At 67.1% G+C, this 18288-nt stretch carries 17 protein-coding genes; 13 read left to right on the top strand and 4 right to left on the bottom strand.

What is annotated here, in order from left to right; genetic code table 11:
* Positions 1-188: 188 nt before the first annotated feature.
* The 11 genes from ATO3_RS20295 to ATO3_RS20245 all read left to right on the top strand — a co-directional run bounded on the left by ATO3_RS20295 (position 189) and on the right by ATO3_RS20245 (position 11573).
* Positions 189-1781 (top strand): ABC transporter substrate-binding protein, encoded by a 1593-nt coding sequence (locus ATO3_RS20295; protein WP_088651733.1) that lies wholly within the window; start codon positions 189-191, stop codon positions 1779-1781.
* Between the two features lie 145 nt (positions 1782-1926).
* Positions 1927-2871, top strand: a complete 945-nt coding sequence (locus tag ATO3_RS20290; protein ID WP_088651732.1) for an acetamidase/formamidase family protein — start codon at positions 1927-1929, stop codon at positions 2869-2871.
* Between the two features lie 7 nt (positions 2872-2878).
* Positions 2879-4546 carry an asparaginase domain-containing protein gene (locus ATO3_RS20285; RefSeq protein ID WP_088651731.1) on the top strand — a complete coding sequence of 556 codons (1668 nt, stop codon included), beginning with the start codon at positions 2879-2881 and terminating at the stop codon, positions 4544-4546.
* Positions 4547-4554: 8 nt separating this feature from the next.
* Positions 4555-5031: an urease accessory protein UreE gene (gene ureE, locus ATO3_RS20280; RefSeq protein ID WP_088651730.1), complete on the top strand. Its 477-nt coding sequence runs from the start codon at positions 4555-4557 to the stop codon at positions 5029-5031.
* Complete coding sequence (locus tag ATO3_RS20275) at positions 5024-5689, top strand: urease accessory protein UreF (protein WP_088651729.1); 666 nt, start codon at positions 5024-5026, stop codon at positions 5687-5689. The genes ureE and ATO3_RS20275 overlap by 8 nt, the downstream gene beginning before the upstream one ends.
* A 13-nt stretch (positions 5690-5702) precedes the next feature.
* A complete protein-coding gene (gene ureB / locus ATO3_RS20270) occupies positions 5703-6398 on the top strand; it encodes an urease subunit beta (RefSeq protein ID WP_088651728.1) in 696 nt (231 codons plus the stop codon).
* Between the two features lie 10 nt (positions 6399-6408).
* Entirely contained in the window at positions 6409-8115 is a 1707-nt protein-coding gene (gene ureC, locus ATO3_RS20265; RefSeq protein ID WP_088651727.1) for an urease subunit alpha, read from the top strand.
* The gene (ureG, locus tag ATO3_RS20260; protein WP_088651726.1) at positions 8112-8750 is read left to right on the top strand and encodes an urease accessory protein UreG; all 639 of its coding nucleotides are present in this window, start codon (positions 8112-8114) and stop codon (positions 8748-8750) included. The genes ureC and ureG overlap by 4 nt, the downstream gene beginning before the upstream one ends.
* Positions 8747-9604 (top strand): urease accessory protein UreD, encoded by an 858-nt coding sequence (locus ATO3_RS20255; protein ID WP_088651725.1) that lies wholly within the window; start codon positions 8747-8749, stop codon positions 9602-9604. Before ureG ends, ATO3_RS20255 begins: the two co-directional genes overlap by 4 nt.
* A gap of 319 nt (positions 9605-9923) precedes the next feature.
* Positions 9924-10973, top strand: coding sequence for a substrate-binding domain-containing protein (locus ATO3_RS20250; protein WP_158218027.1), 1050 nt, complete (start codon positions 9924-9926; stop codon positions 10971-10973).
* Positions 10974-11150: 177 nt separating this feature from the next.
* Positions 11151-11573: a MarR family winged helix-turn-helix transcriptional regulator gene (locus ATO3_RS20245; protein WP_088651723.1), complete on the top strand. Its 423-nt coding sequence runs from the start codon at positions 11151-11153 to the stop codon at positions 11571-11573.
* A gap of 78 nt (positions 11574-11651) precedes the next feature.
* Here ATO3_RS20245 and ATO3_RS20240 read toward each other — a convergent pair whose 3' ends face one another.
* From ATO3_RS20240 to ATO3_RS20225, 4 genes are read right to left on the bottom strand one after another with little or no spacing between them, the layout of a single operon-like run.
* Positions 11652-13049, bottom strand: coding sequence for an amidase (locus tag ATO3_RS20240; RefSeq protein WP_088651722.1), 1398 nt, complete (start codon positions 13047-13049; stop codon positions 11652-11654).
* 27 nt (positions 13050-13076) lie between these two features.
* Positions 13077-14462, bottom strand: coding sequence for an amidase (locus ATO3_RS20235; RefSeq protein WP_158218026.1), 1386 nt, complete (start codon positions 14460-14462; stop codon positions 13077-13079).
* 5 nt (positions 14463-14467) lie between these two features.
* Positions 14468-15883 carry an amidase gene (locus tag ATO3_RS20230; RefSeq protein ID WP_088651720.1) on the bottom strand — a complete coding sequence of 472 codons (1416 nt, stop codon included), beginning with the start codon at positions 15881-15883 and terminating at the stop codon, positions 14468-14470.
* Positions 15880-16086: a hypothetical protein gene (locus ATO3_RS20225; protein WP_088651719.1), complete on the bottom strand. Its 207-nt coding sequence runs from the start codon at positions 16084-16086 to the stop codon at positions 15880-15882. The genes ATO3_RS20230 and ATO3_RS20225 overlap by 4 nt, the downstream gene beginning before the upstream one ends.
* A 318-nt stretch (positions 16087-16404) precedes the next feature.
* Between ATO3_RS20225 and ATO3_RS20220 the strand changes: the two genes are divergently transcribed.
* Both ATO3_RS20220 and ATO3_RS20215 read left to right on the top strand, forming a co-directional pair.
* Positions 16405-17361, top strand: coding sequence for an ABC transporter permease (locus ATO3_RS20220; protein WP_088651718.1), 957 nt, complete (start codon positions 16405-16407; stop codon positions 17359-17361).
* A gap of 7 nt (positions 17362-17368) precedes the next feature.
* Positions 17369-18271 carry an ABC transporter permease gene (locus ATO3_RS20215; RefSeq protein ID WP_088651717.1) on the top strand — a complete coding sequence of 301 codons (903 nt, stop codon included), beginning with the start codon at positions 17369-17371 and terminating at the stop codon, positions 18269-18271.
* Positions 18272-18288 lie beyond the last annotated feature (17 nt).

The raw sequence follows: 18288 nt of genomic DNA, 5'->3' as shown, positions 1-18288 counted from the left end.
CGGTGATCATTTTGCAGTCACAGTTTCGCCAAACCCTGGCCGGGGGCGCACCGCCGTTCGTTTTTATTTGAAATGGCAACTTTTGGATATGAGATTAGATTCTGTTGCTGGCCGATGGCCGCGCGCTCCCGCGCGCCCGCGGCGGACCGAAGCTCCGGCAGCTGCTGCCGACAAGAAGGAGACCCACAATGTTACGCAGACGAGAGGCCCTTGCCATCGTTTCGGGCGCCTGCCTGTCCCTTGGCGCCGCCGCCCTGCCGGAAACGGCCGCCGCCCAGACCACCTTGCGTGTCGCGATGACCGCCGCCGACATCCCCGATTACACCGGCGCGCCCGATCAGGGCTACGAGGGCTACCGGTTCCTGGGCTACACGCTCTACGACGCGCTCTCGCTGTGGGATCTGACCAGCTCGGAAGAGCCCTCCGACATCTATCCCGCGCTTGCCACGGGCTGGGAGATCGACCCCGAGGACAACACCAAGTGGACCTTCACCCTGCGCGAAGGTGTCAAGTTCCACGATGGCTGCGACTGGAACGCCGATGCGCTGATCTGGAACGTGGCACGGGTGCTGGACGACAGCTCGCCGCAGTACAACGCCCGCCATGCCGGGATGCAGCGCTCGGGCGTGGTGAACATCGAAAGCGTCGAAAAGGTGGACGATTACACCGTCTACATCCACACGCCGGGCCCGGCCTCGATGCTGCCCTACGAGGTGTCGACCTTCTTCCAGATCTCGCCCTGCAAGGTAGAAGAGCTGGGATACGACTACGAGAAATACCGCGACGATGTCGCCGGCACCGGTCCCTACAAGTTCGAAAGCGTGGTCCCGCATGAACGCATCACGCTGGCCAAGAACGAAGACTACTGGAACCCCGACCGCATTCCTCAGCACGATTTCCTCGAGCTGATCCCGATGCCCGAGGCTTCGACCCGCGCCGCCGCGCTGCTGTCGGGGCAGGTTGATTTCGTCGAGGCGCCGTCGCCCGACACGATCCCGCGGCTGAAGGGGTCGGGGATGCAGATCATCACCGTGCCCTATCCCCACAACTGGGATTACATGCTGAACGAATCCATGCCGCCCTTCGACGACATCAAGGTGCGCCAGGCCGCCAACCACGCGGTGAACCGCGACGAGATCGTCGAGATGCTGCAGGGCGTCGCCTCGCCGGCCTACCAGTCGCTGATCGAAAGCCAGCCCTGGTATGGCGACCCGGTGGTCTACAACTACGATACCGAAAAGGCGAAGGCGCTGTTGGAAGAAGCCGGCTGCATGCCCTGCGAGATCAAGGTCGGCATCTCGACCTCCGGTTCGGGACAGATGCAGCCGCTGCCGATGAACGAGCTGGTGAAGGAACAGCTGGAGGCCGCCGGCTTCAAGGTCGAGCTGGTGCCGATGGACTGGAACGCGCTGATCGGTGTCTTCTACGGCGGCGGCAAGGACAGCGAATTCAACGCGATCAACTTCTCGATGGCGCCGCTGGACCCGGTGCAGGGCATCATGAAGCGCTGGATGACCAAGTACCAGGTGCCGAACTGCTGCAACTGGGGCATGCATTCGAACGAGGAGATCGACGCGCTGGGCGCCGAGGCCGTGGCCACCTTCGACGAGGAGAAGCAGAAGGAACTCTTCACCCGGATGAACGAGATCTCGGTCGAGGAGGCGATGGAGCTTTACATCGTGCATGACCTGAACCCGCGCGCCCTGGCGCCGCATGTGAAGGGCTTTGTCCAGGCGCAGAACTGGTTCCAGGATCTCACCCCGATCACGATCGAGAAGTGATCGCGGGCGACATGCGCCCTGAGAAGGGCGCCGGGGGAGTTTCCTCCCGGCGCCACCGCCCCCGGTCCGCGCTTCCCCATGCGGAGCCCGCGGGGCGGATGTAGGATCGGACGATCCGACCAACGACGAACAGGACTGACTTCCCGTGACAGACCATCATCTGACCGCCTCGCCCGACACCTGCCAGTGGGGGCTTTTCGCGGCCGACGTGCCGCCGGCGCTGACCGTCAAATCCGGCGACCGCGTGACCATCGAAACCGTGTCCGGCACGGCCGAGGTGCTGCCCGATCCTTCGAAATTCCACATTCCGCCCGAGCTGGCCGAGATCCACGGCGCGCTGAAACCCTTCGGCCCGCATATCCTGACCGGCCCCGTGGCCGTCGAGGACGCAAAGCCCGGAATGGTGCTGGCCGTGCATATCGAGGAGGTGAAGCTGCGCCAGGACTGGGGGTTCAACCTGATCATCCCCAAGAAGGGCACGCTGCCCCACGATTACGACGAGGTGATCCTCAACAACATCCCGCTCGACGCCGAAACGATGACCGCGACCATGCCCTGGGGACTGAAGCTGCCGTTGAAGCCCTTCTTCGGGGTCATGGGCCTGGCGCCGCCGGCGGGCTGGGGCAAGCTGACCTCGGTCGCGCCGGAAAGCTTCGGCGGCAATCTCGACAACAAGGAACTGGTGACGGGCACGACCCTCTACCTGCCGGTCCATACCGAGGGGGCGATGTTCTCCTGCGGGGACGGGCACGGCGCGCAGGGCGACGGCGAGGTCTGCATCACCGCGATCGAGACGGCGCTGGAGGGCACCTTCACCTTCGAGCTGATCGAGGAGCCGGGATTCACCTATCCGCGCGCCGAGACGCCGGATCACTACATCACCATGGGCATGGATCCCGACCTGGACCAGTGCAGTGTGATGGCCCTGCGCGAGATGATCGACTGGCTCGGCGCCAAGGCCGGGCTGAGCCATGCCGAGGCCTACATGCTCTGCTCGCTCGCCGGGGATCTGCATGTGACCCAGACCGTGAACGTGAACAAGGGCGTCCACATGATGATGCCCAAGACCCATTTCGCCCCCAAAGGATAGATCGCCAATGACCCGCGTCCGCATTGCCCATTTGGCCGGCCCCACGGCCACGATCCAGAACACGCCGCCGCTGGTGACATCGGACAAGGCGCGGGCGCGGGCGGGCTTGCCCCTGCGGGGGCCGAAATACGACGCGCTGCGGGCCCAGAAGCTTGCCGCGCCGGCGAAGGTCTATGTCGAGCAGTTCTCGGCCCATCCTCTGGAACGTGATGCGGCCGCGCTTTACGGGCCGCCGGACGGCTACATGTCGGCCGCCGGGTTCTCGACCGAGAAGACATCCGAAGACGATGTCCCGGTCTACGAGATCGAGCTGTCGCCCGAGGATGGCCTTTACCCGCTGCCCTACATGGCCCTGCAATCGGACGGCTCTGCCTGGGAGGAGGAATGCACCGTCCCGGGCGGCGACAAGGCGCGGCAGGGCTTCTTTCCCGACGGCTCGCGGTCGTTCGACGAGATCGACCGGCTGCAGGTGGGTGTGGACGGCACCTCGGGCCTGATCTCGGCCCTGGCGGATGTGGATTTCTACCGTCCCGCGCCGCCGGGCGGCTGGCGCAACGGCCTGCCCGGGGCGCAGCGCTCGGACACCGGCGAGGGCGACATCCCGCCAGAGGCGATGGGGCAGGATTTCTATGCCTACAAACCCTATCACCTGGCCATGTCGCCGCCGCGCCCGATGCTGGCCAAGATCACCAACGACGTGCAGGCCATCGCCGACAACCCGGCCTATGACGGGCTGGTCTGGACCCAGGGTAGCCCGCAGGTCGAGGAAAGCGCCTATTGGTTCAACCTGCTGATCGACACCGACAAGCCGATCTCCTGCAATGCCGCGCAGCGGCCGCAGGGCCAGATCTCGGCCGACGGGCCGGCGAATATCTATGACAGCGTGCGCTATATCTCGTCCGGCATCTGGAAGGACGGGGCAGGGGGCAACCGCTGCGGCACGGTGGTGATCCAGGAACAGCAGATGTTCGCCGCGCGCGAGGTGCAGAAGGTCGACGCCCGGCCCGGGGGCTATGTGGCGACCGGCGGACATGGCGGCATCATCGGCCAGCTGACGCACCACGGAGTGCCCTACGTCACCTATCTGCCGGCCTACAAGTATTGCGCCAACTCCGAGCTGACGCTGAAGAAGCTGCCCGACACGGTGAAGGCGGCGCAGATGGACGACAGCGGTAAGGTCAGTGTGATCGACTGCAGTGTGAAGGAGGACGGCCAGCTGCTGGCCTCGGCCATCCCCTCGGTCGCGATCATCAAGGACGGCGGCTATGGCGCCGAGGAGTTCGGCGACGACGAGGCGATGGAGGCCGAGCTGGCCTTTACCATCCGCCACAAGATGTCGCTGGGCCGGCCCGCCGGCTTCATCATCGAGGGGCTGGTGCCCTATGGCATGGCGACCTCGGAGTTGCGGATGAACATGCTGCGCCGCGCCATCTATGCCGGGGCGCCGGTGGTCAAGACCGGCCGCGCGGCGATGGAGGGTTTCGCCGATGTCGACGGGCTGACCATCGCCGGGCTGAACCTGACGGCGACAAAGGCGCGGCTGCTGCTGATGGCCTGCCTGCTGAAGCTGGGCTCGCTGCCCGTTGCCGCCGATCCCGCCAACCCGACAGAGGCCGAGAGAGCCGCGACCGCCGAGGCGGTGGCCGCTTTCCAGGCGCTCTTCGACACCCATTGAGGCCCGGCATGCTGCGCATTCACGGGATCATCGGGGCCAGCGACGCGCCCGACCTGCATGCCGCTCTGCACCGGCTGGAACACCGGGACGGGGTCGAATACCTCTTTGTTCCGGCCCACGAGGCGGGGCGCAAGCGGTTCCGCCTGACCACCGACCGGGGCACCGATTGCGCGGTGTCGATCGACCGCGACCAGGCGCTGTTCGACGGGGCTGTCCTGCTGCTGGAGGAGGACCGCGCGATCGTGGCGCGGTTCGGTGCGCAGGAGATCTGGCGTCTGAAGGCCCGCGATGGCGCGGCCGCGCTGCAGCTGGGCTGGCAGGCGGGCAACCTGCACTGGCGGGTCCGCTTTGACGGCACCGTGCTGGAGGTTCTTCTGGATGGCGACCGCGGGGCGTACCGGGCGCGGATCACCGAGCTGATCGAAAGCGGGCTGGTCGAGGAGCTGTCCGACGACGCGCGGGAAGAGCTGCGGCGCCATGGCTGACCTGCGCACGATCCTGACGCTGCTGCAACACGGCGACAGCAATTTCCCGGCCGGAGGCTTCGCCTTTTCATGGGGCGTCGAGGGGATGGAGATCGACGGATACCTGCCGCGCGGCCGTGCCCCGCTGGAGGCCTTTGTCGGGGATCAGCTGGCCCATCGCTGGGCGACGATGGACCGGGTGCTGCTGCGCCGGGCCTTTGCCGCCGACCTCGACGCGCTGGAGGAGATCGACCACGAGACCGAGGCCCTGACCCCTGGCGCCGAGATGCGCGCGGGCTCGCGCCGGGCGGGGCGGGCGCTGATCGGGGTGCATGCGCGGCTGGGTGGCGCTCTCGCCGCTCCCTATCGGGCGCGTCTCGATACCGCTCCGGGGCACCTGGCGCCGGCCCAGGCGATCGCGGCGCGAGACACCGGGCTGGACCGTGGCGCGGCCGAGCTGCTGTCGGGCTGGACCCTGATCACCGGGCTGGTCAGTGCCGCCGTCCGCCTTGGCACCGTGGGCCACCTGGACGGACAGCGCGTCATGGCCGCCGCGGGCCGCCGGCTGGAGGCGCTGCTGGACACCGAGCCGGAGGACGAGCCCTGCGCCTTCACCCCCATCTGCGACATCGCCATCGCCCGCGCGCCCTTGCGGGAACAGCGCATGTTCGCCACCTGACGAGAGGCCGAAAATGAACCTGACCCCCACCGAACTGGACCGGCTCACCATCTTCACGGCCGCCGAGATGGCGCGGCGCAACAAGGCGCATGGCGTCCGTCTCAGCTATCCCGAAGCCGTCGCCTTCCTGACCGACGAATGCATGTTCGCCGCCCGCCGCGACATGGACTACGAGGATATCCGCGACATGGCCGGCCGCCTGCTGACCACCGCCGATGTGGAGCCGGGCGTGGCCGAGATGGTCAAGATGATCTACTTCGAATGCCCCTTTGCCGAGGGCACCAAGGCCATGGCGCTGTTCGAGCCGATCGGCCCGGCCGAGGGCGAACCGCAGGCCGAGCTGGTCCCCGGCGAGATCGTGACCCCGGACGAGATCATCGAGCTTTTCGCCGACCGCGACGCGGTGGAGGTCGAGGTGACCAACACCGGCGACCGGGACATCCAGGTGCGCAGCCACAGCCATTTCTTCGAGGCCAACCGCGCCCTGCACTTCGACCGCGCCGCGGCCTGGGGCATGAAACTGGACCGCCCCGCAGGGCTTGGCGCGCGGTTCGAACCGGGATTGACCAGGACGGTGCGCCTTGTGGCGTTCGGAGGCAACCGCCAGGTCATGGGCGAGGCCGGGCTGGTGCAGGGCCCCCTCGACCAGGACGGCGCGCGCGAGGCCGCGCTCGCGCGCGCCGCCGCTGCCGGGTACCTCGGGGCGTGAGGGCGGCACGATGGTAACCATGACCCGCCGCGCCTATGCCGAGACCTACGGCCCCACCAAGGGCGACATGGTGCGCCTTGGCGACACCAGCCTCTGGATCGAGATCGAGGAGGATCTGACCTGCCCGGGTGACGAGCTGCTGATCGGCGCCGGCAAGAGCTTTCGCGACGGCGAGGGGATCACGCCCCACGCCCGGTCCTCCACCGGGGCGCTGGACATCGTCATCATGAATGCCACGATCATCGACGCGGTGATCGGCATCGTGAAGGCCGATATCGGCATCCGGGACGGCAAGATCGTCGGTATCGGCAAGGCCGGCAATCCCGACATCATGCCCGGCGTGCACCCGGACCTGATCGTCGGCTCCACCACCACGCCGTTGCCGGGGCAGAAGTTCATCGTCACGGCCGGGGCCATCGAATGCCACGGTCACATCGGCTCTCCCGAACAATCGGACCATGCGCTGGCGGGCGGCACCACGACGCTGATCGGCGGCGGGCCCGGCGCGCTGTTCGAGGTCGGCAGCGGGGCCGCGACGACCTTCGCGCGCTTCCTGCAGGGGACCGAACATTCGCCGCTGAACTTCGCGCTGTTCGGGCGGGGGTCGTCGGATCCGGATTCGGTGGTCGAATCCGTGCGGGCGGGGGGCATGTCGGTCAAGATCCACGAGGATTTCGGCGCGGCGCCTTCGGTCATCGACGGATCGCTCACCGCGGCCGACCGTCATGACTTCGCCGTCCACCTGCACACCGACAGCATCAACGAATTCGGATTTGCCGAGGACACGATGGCCGCCTGCGAGGGCCGTACGATCCACATGTACCACGTTGAAGGCGCCGGCGGCGGCCATGCGCCCGACCTGCTGAAGGTGGTCAGCTGGGAGAACGTGATCCCGTCCTCGACCAACCCCACGAACCCCTTCACGCCCTACGCGCTGGAGGAAGGTCTGCCGATGACCATGATCGCCCACCAGCTGGATTACAACTCGCCCGAGGACGTGGCCTTTGGCGACAGCCGGGTGCGCGCGCAATCCATGGTGGCCGAGGATTTCCTGCACGACATGGGCGCGATTTCGATCTTCGGGACCGACACGCAGGGCATGGGGCGGCTGGCCGAGAATGTCGCCAATTGCTGGCAGCTGGCCTCTGTCATGAAGGACCGGATCGGGCGCCTGCCCGAAGAGACGACGGCCCGCGCCGACAACGAGCGGGTGAAACGCTACGTCGCCAAGCTGACGATCAACCCGGCGATTGCCGTGGGCGTCGAGGATCACATCGGCTCTATCGAACCGGGCAAGATCGCCGACCTTGTGGTCTGGCCGCGCGAAAGCTTTGGCATCAAGCCGGTGATGGTGATCAAGTCCGGCTTCGTCGCCTGGGCCAAGATGGGCGACGGCAACGGCTCGCTCTCGACATCCGAGCCGCTGGTGCAGCGGCCGCTCTGGGGATCGCTTGGCAAGGCGCCGCAGGAGCTGGGTGTGAACTTCTTTTCCGAGATCGCCATGCAGGCGGACGTGAAGAGCAAGCTGCGGCTGGACAAGCGGGCGATCCAGATCAAGCCGGTGCGTCACCTGACCAAGCGCCACATGATCCGCAACGCCGCGATGCCGCATGTCGAGGTCGATCCCGAAAGCTTCGAGGTGCGGGCCGACGGGCAATTGCTGACGGCGCCGGCGGCGACGCGGGTGCCCCTGTCGCGGAGGTACATGTTGCGATGAATATGCGAGAGAGCCTCACGACCACGGCTCCGGCCGCAAGGTTCGGGATCGGCGGGCCAGTGGGATCGGGCAAGACGGCGCTGGTCGAACGGCTGATCCCGGCGCTGCTGGAGCGCGGCGTGGATCTGGCGGTGATCACCAATGACCTTGTCACCGCCGAGGATGCCGAGCGGCTGCGGCGTTCCGGCCTGATCGACCCCGAGCGCGTCTCGGCGGTGGAGGCCGGGGCCTGCCCGCACACGATCATCCGCGAGGATCCGACCCTGAACATCGAGGCGGCGGATGCGCTGGAACGGCGCTTTCCGGGGGTGGAGCTGATCCTGCTGGAAAGCGGCGGCGACAACCTGGCCTCGACCTTCTCGCTGGACCTGACGGATTTCTGGATCTTCGTGATCGACGTGTCGGGCGGCGACGACATTCCGCGCAAACGCGGCCCCGGCGTTCTGAAGGCCGACGCGCTGGTGATCAACAAGACGGACCTGGCGCCCCACGTGGGCGTCGACCTGGCACGCATGGAGGAGGAGGCCTGCGCCGTTCGTGGCGGCCGTCCCGTCCTGATGACGGACTGCCGCCACGGGCACGGGATCGACGCGCTGGTGGAGCTGATCGAGACCCGCGTGCTGTTCCGCAGATGATGGAGCTGCCCCCCGTCCGCCCGCCGGCGCTGCTGGACCTGTCCTTCGTGCGGCGCGGAGGCGAGACGCGGATCGACCGGCGGCGGTTCCGCTGGCCCTTCGTTCTGACCGGCAGCTTCGTGCTGGACGGTGATCCGCCGTATCTGCGCTCGGTCATCCTGCAATCCTCCAGCGGCGCGATGACCGGGGATGACCGGCTGAGCCAGCGTATCGTCGTGGCCGAGGGCGCGGCGGCGCATGTCTCGACCCAGGCGGCGACGGTGGTGCACCGCGCCGATCCCGGGCCGGGCAGCAGCGAGCGGATCGACCTTCAGGTGGCCGGGGGCGGGTACCTGGAATTCCTGCCCGATCCGCGCATCCTCTTTCCCGGGGCCGCGCTGACGCAGCGGCTTGATCTGACGCTGGCGCCCGGCGGGGCCGCGATCATCTCCGACAGCTTCGCCCTGCACCGGCCCTCGGGCGCCGAAGCGGCGCCGGTGCGCTACCGGTCGGACATCACGCTGCGCCGGCCGGTCGGGCGGCCCCTGGTGCTGGATCGTCAGCGGCTGCCGGATCCGCCCCCGGCCGAGACCTGCCATGCCGGGCTCTATATCCTCTGGCCCGGCGCCGACGCACAGGCGGCAGAGGTCTCGGCCAGCCTCTCGCGCGCGCTCGCGGCGGTGCCCGGGCTTTACGGCGCGGCCAGCCCGCTGCCCCACGGGATGGGCGTCGGTCTGCGGCTGGTGTCCCGCGACGCACGTGCGCTGCGCCGCGGCATGGACTTGAGCTGGAGCGCGGGACGCGCGCGCATCCTGGGCCGGGCGCCTGGGCCCGGCCGGACCGGGGAAAAGCGGCACCCGGCCGAGCCCGGATAGGGGCCTGCCCGCCGGATCGCGGGACCGGACCGGTTTTCAATGCGGTTTCCGGGCTCTGCCCGGCTTTTGGGCATTTCGCCGCAGGCGCGACGGGGGATCGGGAATTATCCGCCAAAACGGACACTGTCCGGAAATTGCGCTTGGTCTGCGGCTTGGAGCGGCCGTTAACCTGACTGCAATCGGGCCTGTCCCGATGGCCCGCCGCCGCCCGTCCCAGGCCAGCCCCCAGCGGAAGCCCCTGGTCTCGGCAGCATGGTGGCGGACGCCCATCCCGTACCCCGGCCCCGCACGGGCCGCCCTGATTTGTCGGAGATTGCCGTTGAAGATTGCCGTTCTTCATCCGCGCAAAGGGCTAACCGGTCTTTGGACGCCCTCGGTGGATGCCTCGACCCAGCTGGCCGCCGCAGAGGTCAACGCGGCCGGTGGCGCCCTTGGCGCGCAGCTGGAGCTGTTCCACATCGATTGCGGCCTGTCGCGCGAGAGCGCGCTCGAGGCGGTCGATCACGTGCTTGAGACGCTGCAGGTCGATGCCATCGTCGGCCAGCACCCGTCCAACGTGCGCGACGTGATCCGCAACCGGGTCAACGGGCGGGTGCCCTTCGTCTATGCCTCGCAGCACGAGGGGCTTCCCGACCCGCGCGCCGCGATCATGATCGGCGCCACGGACGGCGAGCTGCTTTGGCCCGCGATCTCCTGGCTGATCGCGCAGCGCAAGGCGCAGCGGTTCTTCTTTGTCGGCAACGATTACATCTGGCCCCGCGTCGGGCTGCAGACCTCTCGGTCGCTGATCGCCCACGAAGGCGCGCAGTTCGTCGGCCACGCCCTGATGCCCTTCGAGGCCGAGGATTTCTCGGCCACGTTCAGCAAGATCCGCGAGGCGCGGCCCGACGTCGTGGTGCAGGCGCTGGTGGGCGAGGATACCGTCCGCTTCAACCGCGCCTTCGCCGCGGCGGGGCTGGACCGGTCGGTCATCCGGCTGGGCCTTCTGGTGGACGAAAACGTCCTTTGCGGGATCGGACAGGATGCGACGCATGATCTGTATTCGGTGTCCAACTACTTCTCGGGCTGGAAAAGTCCTGAAAACATGCGGTTTCTGGATCGCTACCACGGGGCCTTCGGCCGCCTGGCGCCGCCTGTGAGCTCGACCAGCCTCAGCTGCTACGAGGGGATCCACCTGCTGGCCGGGCTGGCCGGGCGCCGCGCAGATCCCGGGATCTCGCGCATGGCCGAACTGGCCCGTCGCCCGCTGCAGCGCGATGCCGCGCGGCACCATCTGCGCGGCCAGCCGATCGGGCGCTGCAAGACGGTTCACATCGCCCGCGCAGACGGGGTTGCCATGTCGATCGTTTCGTCGTTAACATTAAATTAATACTTGAAAATTCAATATTGAAATTCGATCTTTGTGGTGGTACCGGACGTGCATTCAAACGGCTGCGTCTTAGTCGGGTCTGTCACGAGGACCCTACGATGGCCGGAAAAAAACAGGGACGGTCGATGAGTTTTCGTGTCGCCCGACCGCAATGCGATAGTGGCAAGGAGGGGCGTCATGGCGCCTAAGACATTGGACGATCAGTTGAGTTACCTGATCGCAAGCGCCAACCGGCGGATCGAGACCGAACTGGAAGAACGGCTGCGCCCCGGCGGTGTCCCCATAGAACAATTCCGCATTCTCGAGGTTCTGTCCGAAAACGAACCCTGCGCCATGGGCGAGATCGCGCGGCGCTCGCTGATCGACCCGGCGACCCTGACCAAGATCATCGACCGCATGGTGCGCGACAACCTCGTCTACCGCGCCCCCGATCCCGACGACCGGCGCAAGGTGCTGATCCTGACCGCAGCGGAAGGCAAAGCACTCTACAAAAGGTTGAGTGGTGTCAGTTCCGCCCAGGAGAAGCGGCTGGCAGAGGTACTGGCCGGTGAAAAGGCGGCAGAGCTGAAGACCTTGCTGCGGGAACTGCTGGAGCGCTGAGGCGCCTTCGCCCCGTATCCGAATGAAAAGGCGGCCGACGGGATGACCCCCGGTCCGCCTTTCGTGTCTTCGGGGGGCTCAGTGCACAGGCGGTTTCGCCGTGTGCCAGTCCGTCACCTGCTGGTAGGCATGAGCCGCGCGCAGCAGCTTGGCCTCGGTCCCGTAGGTGCCGATCAGCTGGAAGGCGATCGGCCGGCCGTCCGACGTCATGCCGCATGGCAGCGTGACCGAAGGCACGCCGGAGGCGTTGAAGGGCGAGGTGAAGCGGAACAGCGCGCGAGAGCCGCCTTCCTGCTGGGCGCGGACCTCGTCCCAGGTGGGTGTGACCTTCTGGAAGACGGGGATCGCGATCATGTCGATCTCGTCCAGCAGGTCGGTCAGGGCGCCGGTGAACTTCCTGCGCTCGATCACCCCGTTGGCGACATCCACCGGATTTGCCGCCATTCCGGCCTCGATCCCTTCGCGGATCCATTCGCCGTACATGTTCGACTGGCTGGGGAAGGTGTCCGCATGGGTGGCCGCCAGTTCGATCATGGTCAGCGACATGGCTTTCTCGAGGAAGGTGTCCACGTCGGGAAAATCGCAATCCACCGGCTTGGCGCCTACCTTCTTCAGCTCGGCCACCGCGTCCTTCAGGCAGGCGACGGTTTCGGGATCGGCATCCGGTTCGATGTAGCCGTTCGGAATGCCGATGGTCATGCCGCGCGCCCCGAAGGCGCCGTCGAGCAGGCCCAGGTAATCCGGCACCGGCTCGTTCAGCGAGGTCGGATCTTTCGGGTCATGGCCGGCCAGAACCTCCAGCATCGCCGCCGCGTCCGCGGCCGAGCGCGCCATGGGCCCGAGGTGGTCGAAGGTCGCCGCCAGGTCGAAGATACCGAAGCGCGAGATCCGGCCCCAGGTCGGTTTCACGCCGGTCAGGTTGTTGCAGGCCGAGGGGAAGCGGATCGACCCGCCGGTGTCGGACCCGATGGTGCAATAGGCCATGCCCGTGGCCGGGGCGATGCCCGAGCCCGACGACGACACACCGGTCCAGAGGTCTTCCTTCCAGGGGTTCACCGGCTCGGTGAACTCCGGGTGATGCTCCAGCGTGGCGCCTTCGGTCATGTGCAGCTTGCCGATCAGCACGGCGCCGGCATTGCGCAGGTTCTCGACCACGGTGGCGTCATGATCGGGCACGAAATCCTCGTAGATCTTCATGCCGCCGGTGGTCTTGATCCCCTTGGTGAAACACAAATCCTTCACCGCCATCGGGATGCCGTGCAGCGGCCCGCGATAGCGGCCCGCGGCGATTTCGGCCTCGGCCTGTTTCGCCTGTTCGCGGGCCAGATCGGCCGTCACGGTCCAGTAGGCGGTGAGCTTCGGGTTCAGCTTCTCGACCTGGGCAAGTACGGCCTCGGTCACCTCGACGGGCGAGACGGCGCCGCTCTTGATCTGGGCGGCGACCAGGGTGAGGGGCTGGAAGGCGATATCGGTCATTCGGGTCTCCGGTTCTTGGGAATGCGGTCAGGCCATGGGCCGCTTGAGGTGCCAGTCGGTGGCCTGCTGGTAGGCATGGGCGGCGCGCAGCAGCACGTCCTCGGTCAGGTGCGGGCCGATCAGCTGCATGCCGATGGGCAGGCCGATGGTCGGTGAGATCCCGCAGGGGAAGGTCACCGTGGGCGAGCCCGACAGGTTGAAGGGCGCGGTGAACGAGAGCGAGTCCATCAGGTTGTCGAGAAAGCTGCTGAAATCGTCGTAGCGGTAGCCGACAAGCGGTGTGACCGGGCTGATCAGGGCGTCGATGTCCTCGAACAGCCGGGCAAGGCGACCCTTGAAACGGGCCTGTTCGATATAGGCGCCGGCAACGGTCAGGCTGTCATAGGCCAGCCCCCGGGTGATCGCGCCGGAGAGCGCCGCGCCGAAGGCCCCGGGCGCCTCGGCAAAGGCCGGGGCGTGAAAGCGGGCGCATTCGGTTTCACAGATCACCAGCTGCGCCTCGGTCGCGGGGGCGAGGGAAGGGACCTTCACCGGCACGATCTCGGCGCCGAGATCGGCGAAGACCTCGGTCGCGGCGGTGATCGCGGCGCGCATCTCGGGTTCGGCCACGTCGAGCATCGCCGGGTCGAGGCCCAGCTTCAGACCGCGCATCCCCGCCACGCCGCGCAGCGCGCCGAGGTAGTCGGGCACCGGTGCGCGCAGGCAGGTGGGATCGCCGGGATCGGCCCCGGCAAAGGCGCCGAGCATGGCCGCCGCATCGGCCGCCGAGCGGCACATCGGCCCGATCGTGTCGAGGCTGTCGGCCAGCGGGAAAGCGCCCTTGCGGCTGGTGCGGCCCCAGGTGGGCTTCAGCCCCGTCACGCCATTGGCGGCCGAGGGGAAGCGGATCGACCCGCCGGTGTCGGTGCCAAGCGAGCCGTAGCAGAGCCCCGCCGCCGTGGCCGCGCCGGAGCCGGAGGAGGATCCCCCGGGCCAGTAGGCGTGGTTCCAGGGGTTCATCACGTCGCCGAGTTCGGGGTGGTGTTCGCCATAGGCCCCTTCGTGCAGGTGCAGCCGGCCGACGATCACCGCGCCGGCCTGTTTGAGACGGCGGAGGATGGTGGCGTCCTCGTTGGCGGTGAAATCGGCATAGACCGTGGTGCCGAAGGTCGAAGGCGTCCCGGCGGTGTGGAACAGATCCTTGATCGCGATGGGCACCCCGTGCAGCGGCCCGCGCCAGCGGCCCGAGGCGATCTCGGTGGCCGCTTCGTCCGCCTCTTGCAAGGCGGTCTCGGCACTGGTCGACAGGAAGGCGTTCAGCGTCGGGTCCACCTCGGCGATCCGGGTTAAAAGCGCCTCGGTCAGCGCGACGGGGCTGGCCGCCCCGCGGCGCACCGCCGCAGAGACATCCGTCAGGGCGGAATAATGGCTCATGTCGCTCATTCCGCGGCCAGGGCCGGTGCAAGGTCCGGCCGGCTGCTTGCGACGCCCAGGGCGGCCTCGAGCGCGGCGCCGACGCGGAAGCACATGACCTCGTCAAAGGGGCGACCCACAATCTGGCAGCCCAGCGGCAGGCCGTTGGCCGAGAAACCGATGGGCACCGAAAGGGCCGGGTTGCCGGTGACGTTGTAGACCATTGTCAGCATCCCCTTCCAAGGGCCGGCATCGCGGCCAAAGTCGTCGAGCCGGTTGGCCGGGGTCAGCCCGGTGGGCGCCAGCAGCGCGTCGCAGGCGGTCAGGGGACCGGAATTCACGATATCCGTCAGCTCCCGCCGCAGCCGCAGGGCGTTGATGTAATCCGAGGCCGAGACCAGCCCGCCGGCGATGATCCGCTGGTAGGCATAGCGGCCGTAGGCGGTGGGGCGGGTCTTCAGGTCGGCCTCGTGGATCGTATAGGCCTCGGACGACATGATGGTGGATCCGCAGGCCTGGAACAGCTCCCAGGACGGCATGTCGACCTCGACCACGTCGGCGCCCAGCCCGGCCAGCGTCTCGGCGGTCTTGTCGAGCGCGGCGATGATCTCGGGGTTGGCCATCTCGTTGTGGATGTAGAAGGCACGGGTGTAGCCGATCCGCAGCCCCTGGACCCCGGCGTCCAGCCCTTCCGAGAAATTCGGCACCGGCACGTCGGCCGAGGCCGGATCGAGCGGATCGTGGCCCGAGATCACCTGCATCGTCAGCGCGGCATCCTCAACCGATTGGGTCAGCGGCCCGGCGTGATCCAGCGTGTAGCTGAGCGGAAAGATCCCGCGGCGCGAGACGCGGCCATAGGTGGGCTTGATCCCCACGGTGCCGCAATAGGCGGCCGGGCCGCGAATGGATCCTCCGGTGTCCGACCCCATCGCCGTGCGCATGTAGCTGGCCGCGATCGCCGCGCCCGAACCGGAGGAGGATCCGCCGGTCTGGTGATCGGTGTTCCACGGGTTGCGCGCTGGCGGGAAGGGCAGATCGAAGGCCGGGCCGCCGAGGGCGAATTCGAAGGTGCCGAGTTTGCCCAGAAGCACACCGCCGCCGTCCTTGAACTTCTGTTCGACCACGCAATCCTCGTCCGGCACGTTGTCCAGCAGCACGCGCGAATGGCAGGTCGTGCGGATCCCGGCGGTGCCGTAGATGTCCTTCAACCCGTACGGGATGCCCTGCATCGGGCCCTTGTCGATCCCGGCGGCGAAATCGGCATCGGCCTGTTTCGCATCGGCCAGCGCGCGCTCGGGCGTGACGGTGATGAAGGCGTTCAGCACCGGCTCCATCTCGGTGATCCGCGCCAGCAGCGCCTCAGTCAGGGCGGTCGAGGTCAGGGCGCCTTCGCGCAGCTTGATGCCGGCCTCGGCGATGGACAGATCGTGCAGCGCGGTCATGATGCGGCCCTCGGCGTGAGGGTAAAGATGTTGGACGGCTCGTCGGCGGCGGGGCGCAGGCTGTGCAGCAGGCCGCCCATCGACAACAGCGCGTCGGCGGTGCCGATGGCCCCCGATTCGAGATCGGGCGGCAGGGTGATGCCCGCCATGGCATAGCGCGCCCGGATTTCGGCGGTACGCGCCTCGCTGATCGTCTTCTCCATGCCGGGGTCTCCTTCTGCTGTTGGCGAGCGGTATTCGATATTTGAAAATTCAAATAAATGCGCGTGCCGGGCAAGGGAATTTGTTCCGGAAGGAGGGAGCAGACCCCGGGTTCGTCCTATCGATGATGTCTTTTTGGGCGGGCGGAGCCGGGATTGACCGCAACGCGGGCAGATGGCATCAATCCTCAGGTATTATCATTTTCCATATTTGATATGCGGCGTGTTTCTTTCACGCTCTTCATGTCGGCGGGCGAAAACCCGCCGCGCCGCAGCCAGAGCCCGACCGCCCCGGCCAGACCTGAAAGGACAGCAAGACCCATGTGGATCTACGCGCTCCGCCGCCTCATCCTGACCATCCCCATTCTGCTAGGCGTGACGATCATCTGTTTCCTGCTGGTGCAGATCGCCCCGGGCGATCCGATCCAGTCGCTTCTGCCGCCCGACGCCAGCGAAGCCGATGCGGCAGCCCTGCGCGCTTATTACGGGCTCGATAAACCGCTGGTCATCCAGTATGCCGTCTGGCTTGGCAAGGTGCTGACCGGGGACCTGGGCATGTCGATCCAGGTCGACGCACCGGTGGCCGAAGAGGTCGGCCGCGCCTTTGCCAACACGATCACGCTGGCGCTGCTGGCGGTGGCGCTGGCCTTCATCGTGTCGATGATCCTTGGCGTGATCGCGGCCTACAAGTCCGGCACCTGGATCGACAAGCTCTTCACCTCGGTCGCGGTCTTCGGGATCTCGGTGCCGACCTTCTGGCTGGGCGTCGTGCTGGTCATCATCTTCGCGGTGGAGCTCAACTGGCTGCCAGCCGCCGGCATGGGCTCCAGCGGGTCCGAGCATTTTTCCTACCTGAGGTGGGAGGATTTCAAATTCGCCATCATGCCCATGATCGCCCTGGCGCTGCCGCCGCTGGGGATCATGACCCGCACGACCCGGTCCTCGGTCGAGGAGGTGCTGAACCAGGATTTCGTGCAGACCCTGCGCGCCAAGGGCCTGGGCGAGGCGGCCGTGCTGCGCCACGCGGTCAAGAACGCGATGCCGCAGATCATCGCCATGCTGGGCCTGCAGCTGGGCTACCTGATCGGCGGGTCTGTCCTGGTCGAGATGGTCTTCAACTGGCCCGGCACCGGCTACCTGCTGAACAAGGCGATCCTCAGCCGCGACCTGCCGGTGCTGCAGGGCACGATCCTCGTGCTCGCCACCTCCTTCGTGATGATCAACCTGCTCATCGACCTGGCCCAGTCCATCATCGATCCCCGCATCAAGCGGAGCTGAGGAACCCATGACCGACGCAACCTCCGACCCGATCACCCTCAACCAGGAAGCCGACCTGCCGCAGGCCGTCGTCCGTGGCTATTGGGCCTCTGTCTGGAACCGGCTGAAATACGATTACGTCACGCTGTTCTGCCTCGTGCTGATCGTGCTGATCGTCCTTTCGGCCGTGTTTGCCCCTTGGCTGGCGCCCTTCGATCCCGAGAAGAGCTCGATGGCGAACCGTCTCAAACCGGTGGGCTACAAGGAGTACCTCCTTGGCACCGACGAGCAGGGCCGCGATATCCTCAGCCGGATCCTCTACGGCGGCCGCACCTCGCTGGCGATGGGGATCCTGCCGGTGGCCTTCGGCACGCTGATCGGCGGGCTCTTCGGCATCATCGCGGGCTATTACGGCGGCCGGGTCAACATGATCATCATGCGGACGATGGACGTCTTCTTTGCCTTCCCGTCGGTCCTGCTGGCGGTGGCGATCTCGGGCTCGCTGGGCGGTGGACTTCAGAACCAGCTCGCCTCGCTGACCATCGTCTTCATCCCGCCGCTCTGCCGGGTGGCGGAGACGGCGGCGAGCCAGGTGCGGACGATGGATTTCGTCGATGCCGCCCGGGCGTCGGGCGCCTCGACCTTCTCGATCCTGAAGGATCACGTGCTGATCACCGTGATCTCGCCGGTGCTGGTCTATGCCTCGACGCTGGTCTCGGCCTCGATCCTGTTGGCCTCGGGGCTGTCGTTCCTCGGGCTGGGCGTCTCGCCGCCAACGCCGGACTGGGGCCTGATGCTGTCGACCCTGCGCCAGTCAATCTGGGTCCAGCCGCTGGTCTGCGCCATTCCCGGCATCGCCATACTGATCACCTCGATCGCCTTCAACATCGTCAGCGACGGGTTGCGCGTCGCGATGGACGTGAAGTCCTGAGCCCCCGGAAAGGCCAA

Source organism: Marinibacterium profundimaris, from assembly GCF_002210095.1.
Lineage (GTDB): Bacteria > Pseudomonadota > Alphaproteobacteria > Rhodobacterales > Rhodobacteraceae > Marinibacterium > Marinibacterium profundimaris.
The sequence above is the reverse complement of the archived record's forward strand: the minus strand, read 5'-3'. Positions and strand labels throughout refer to the sequence as shown.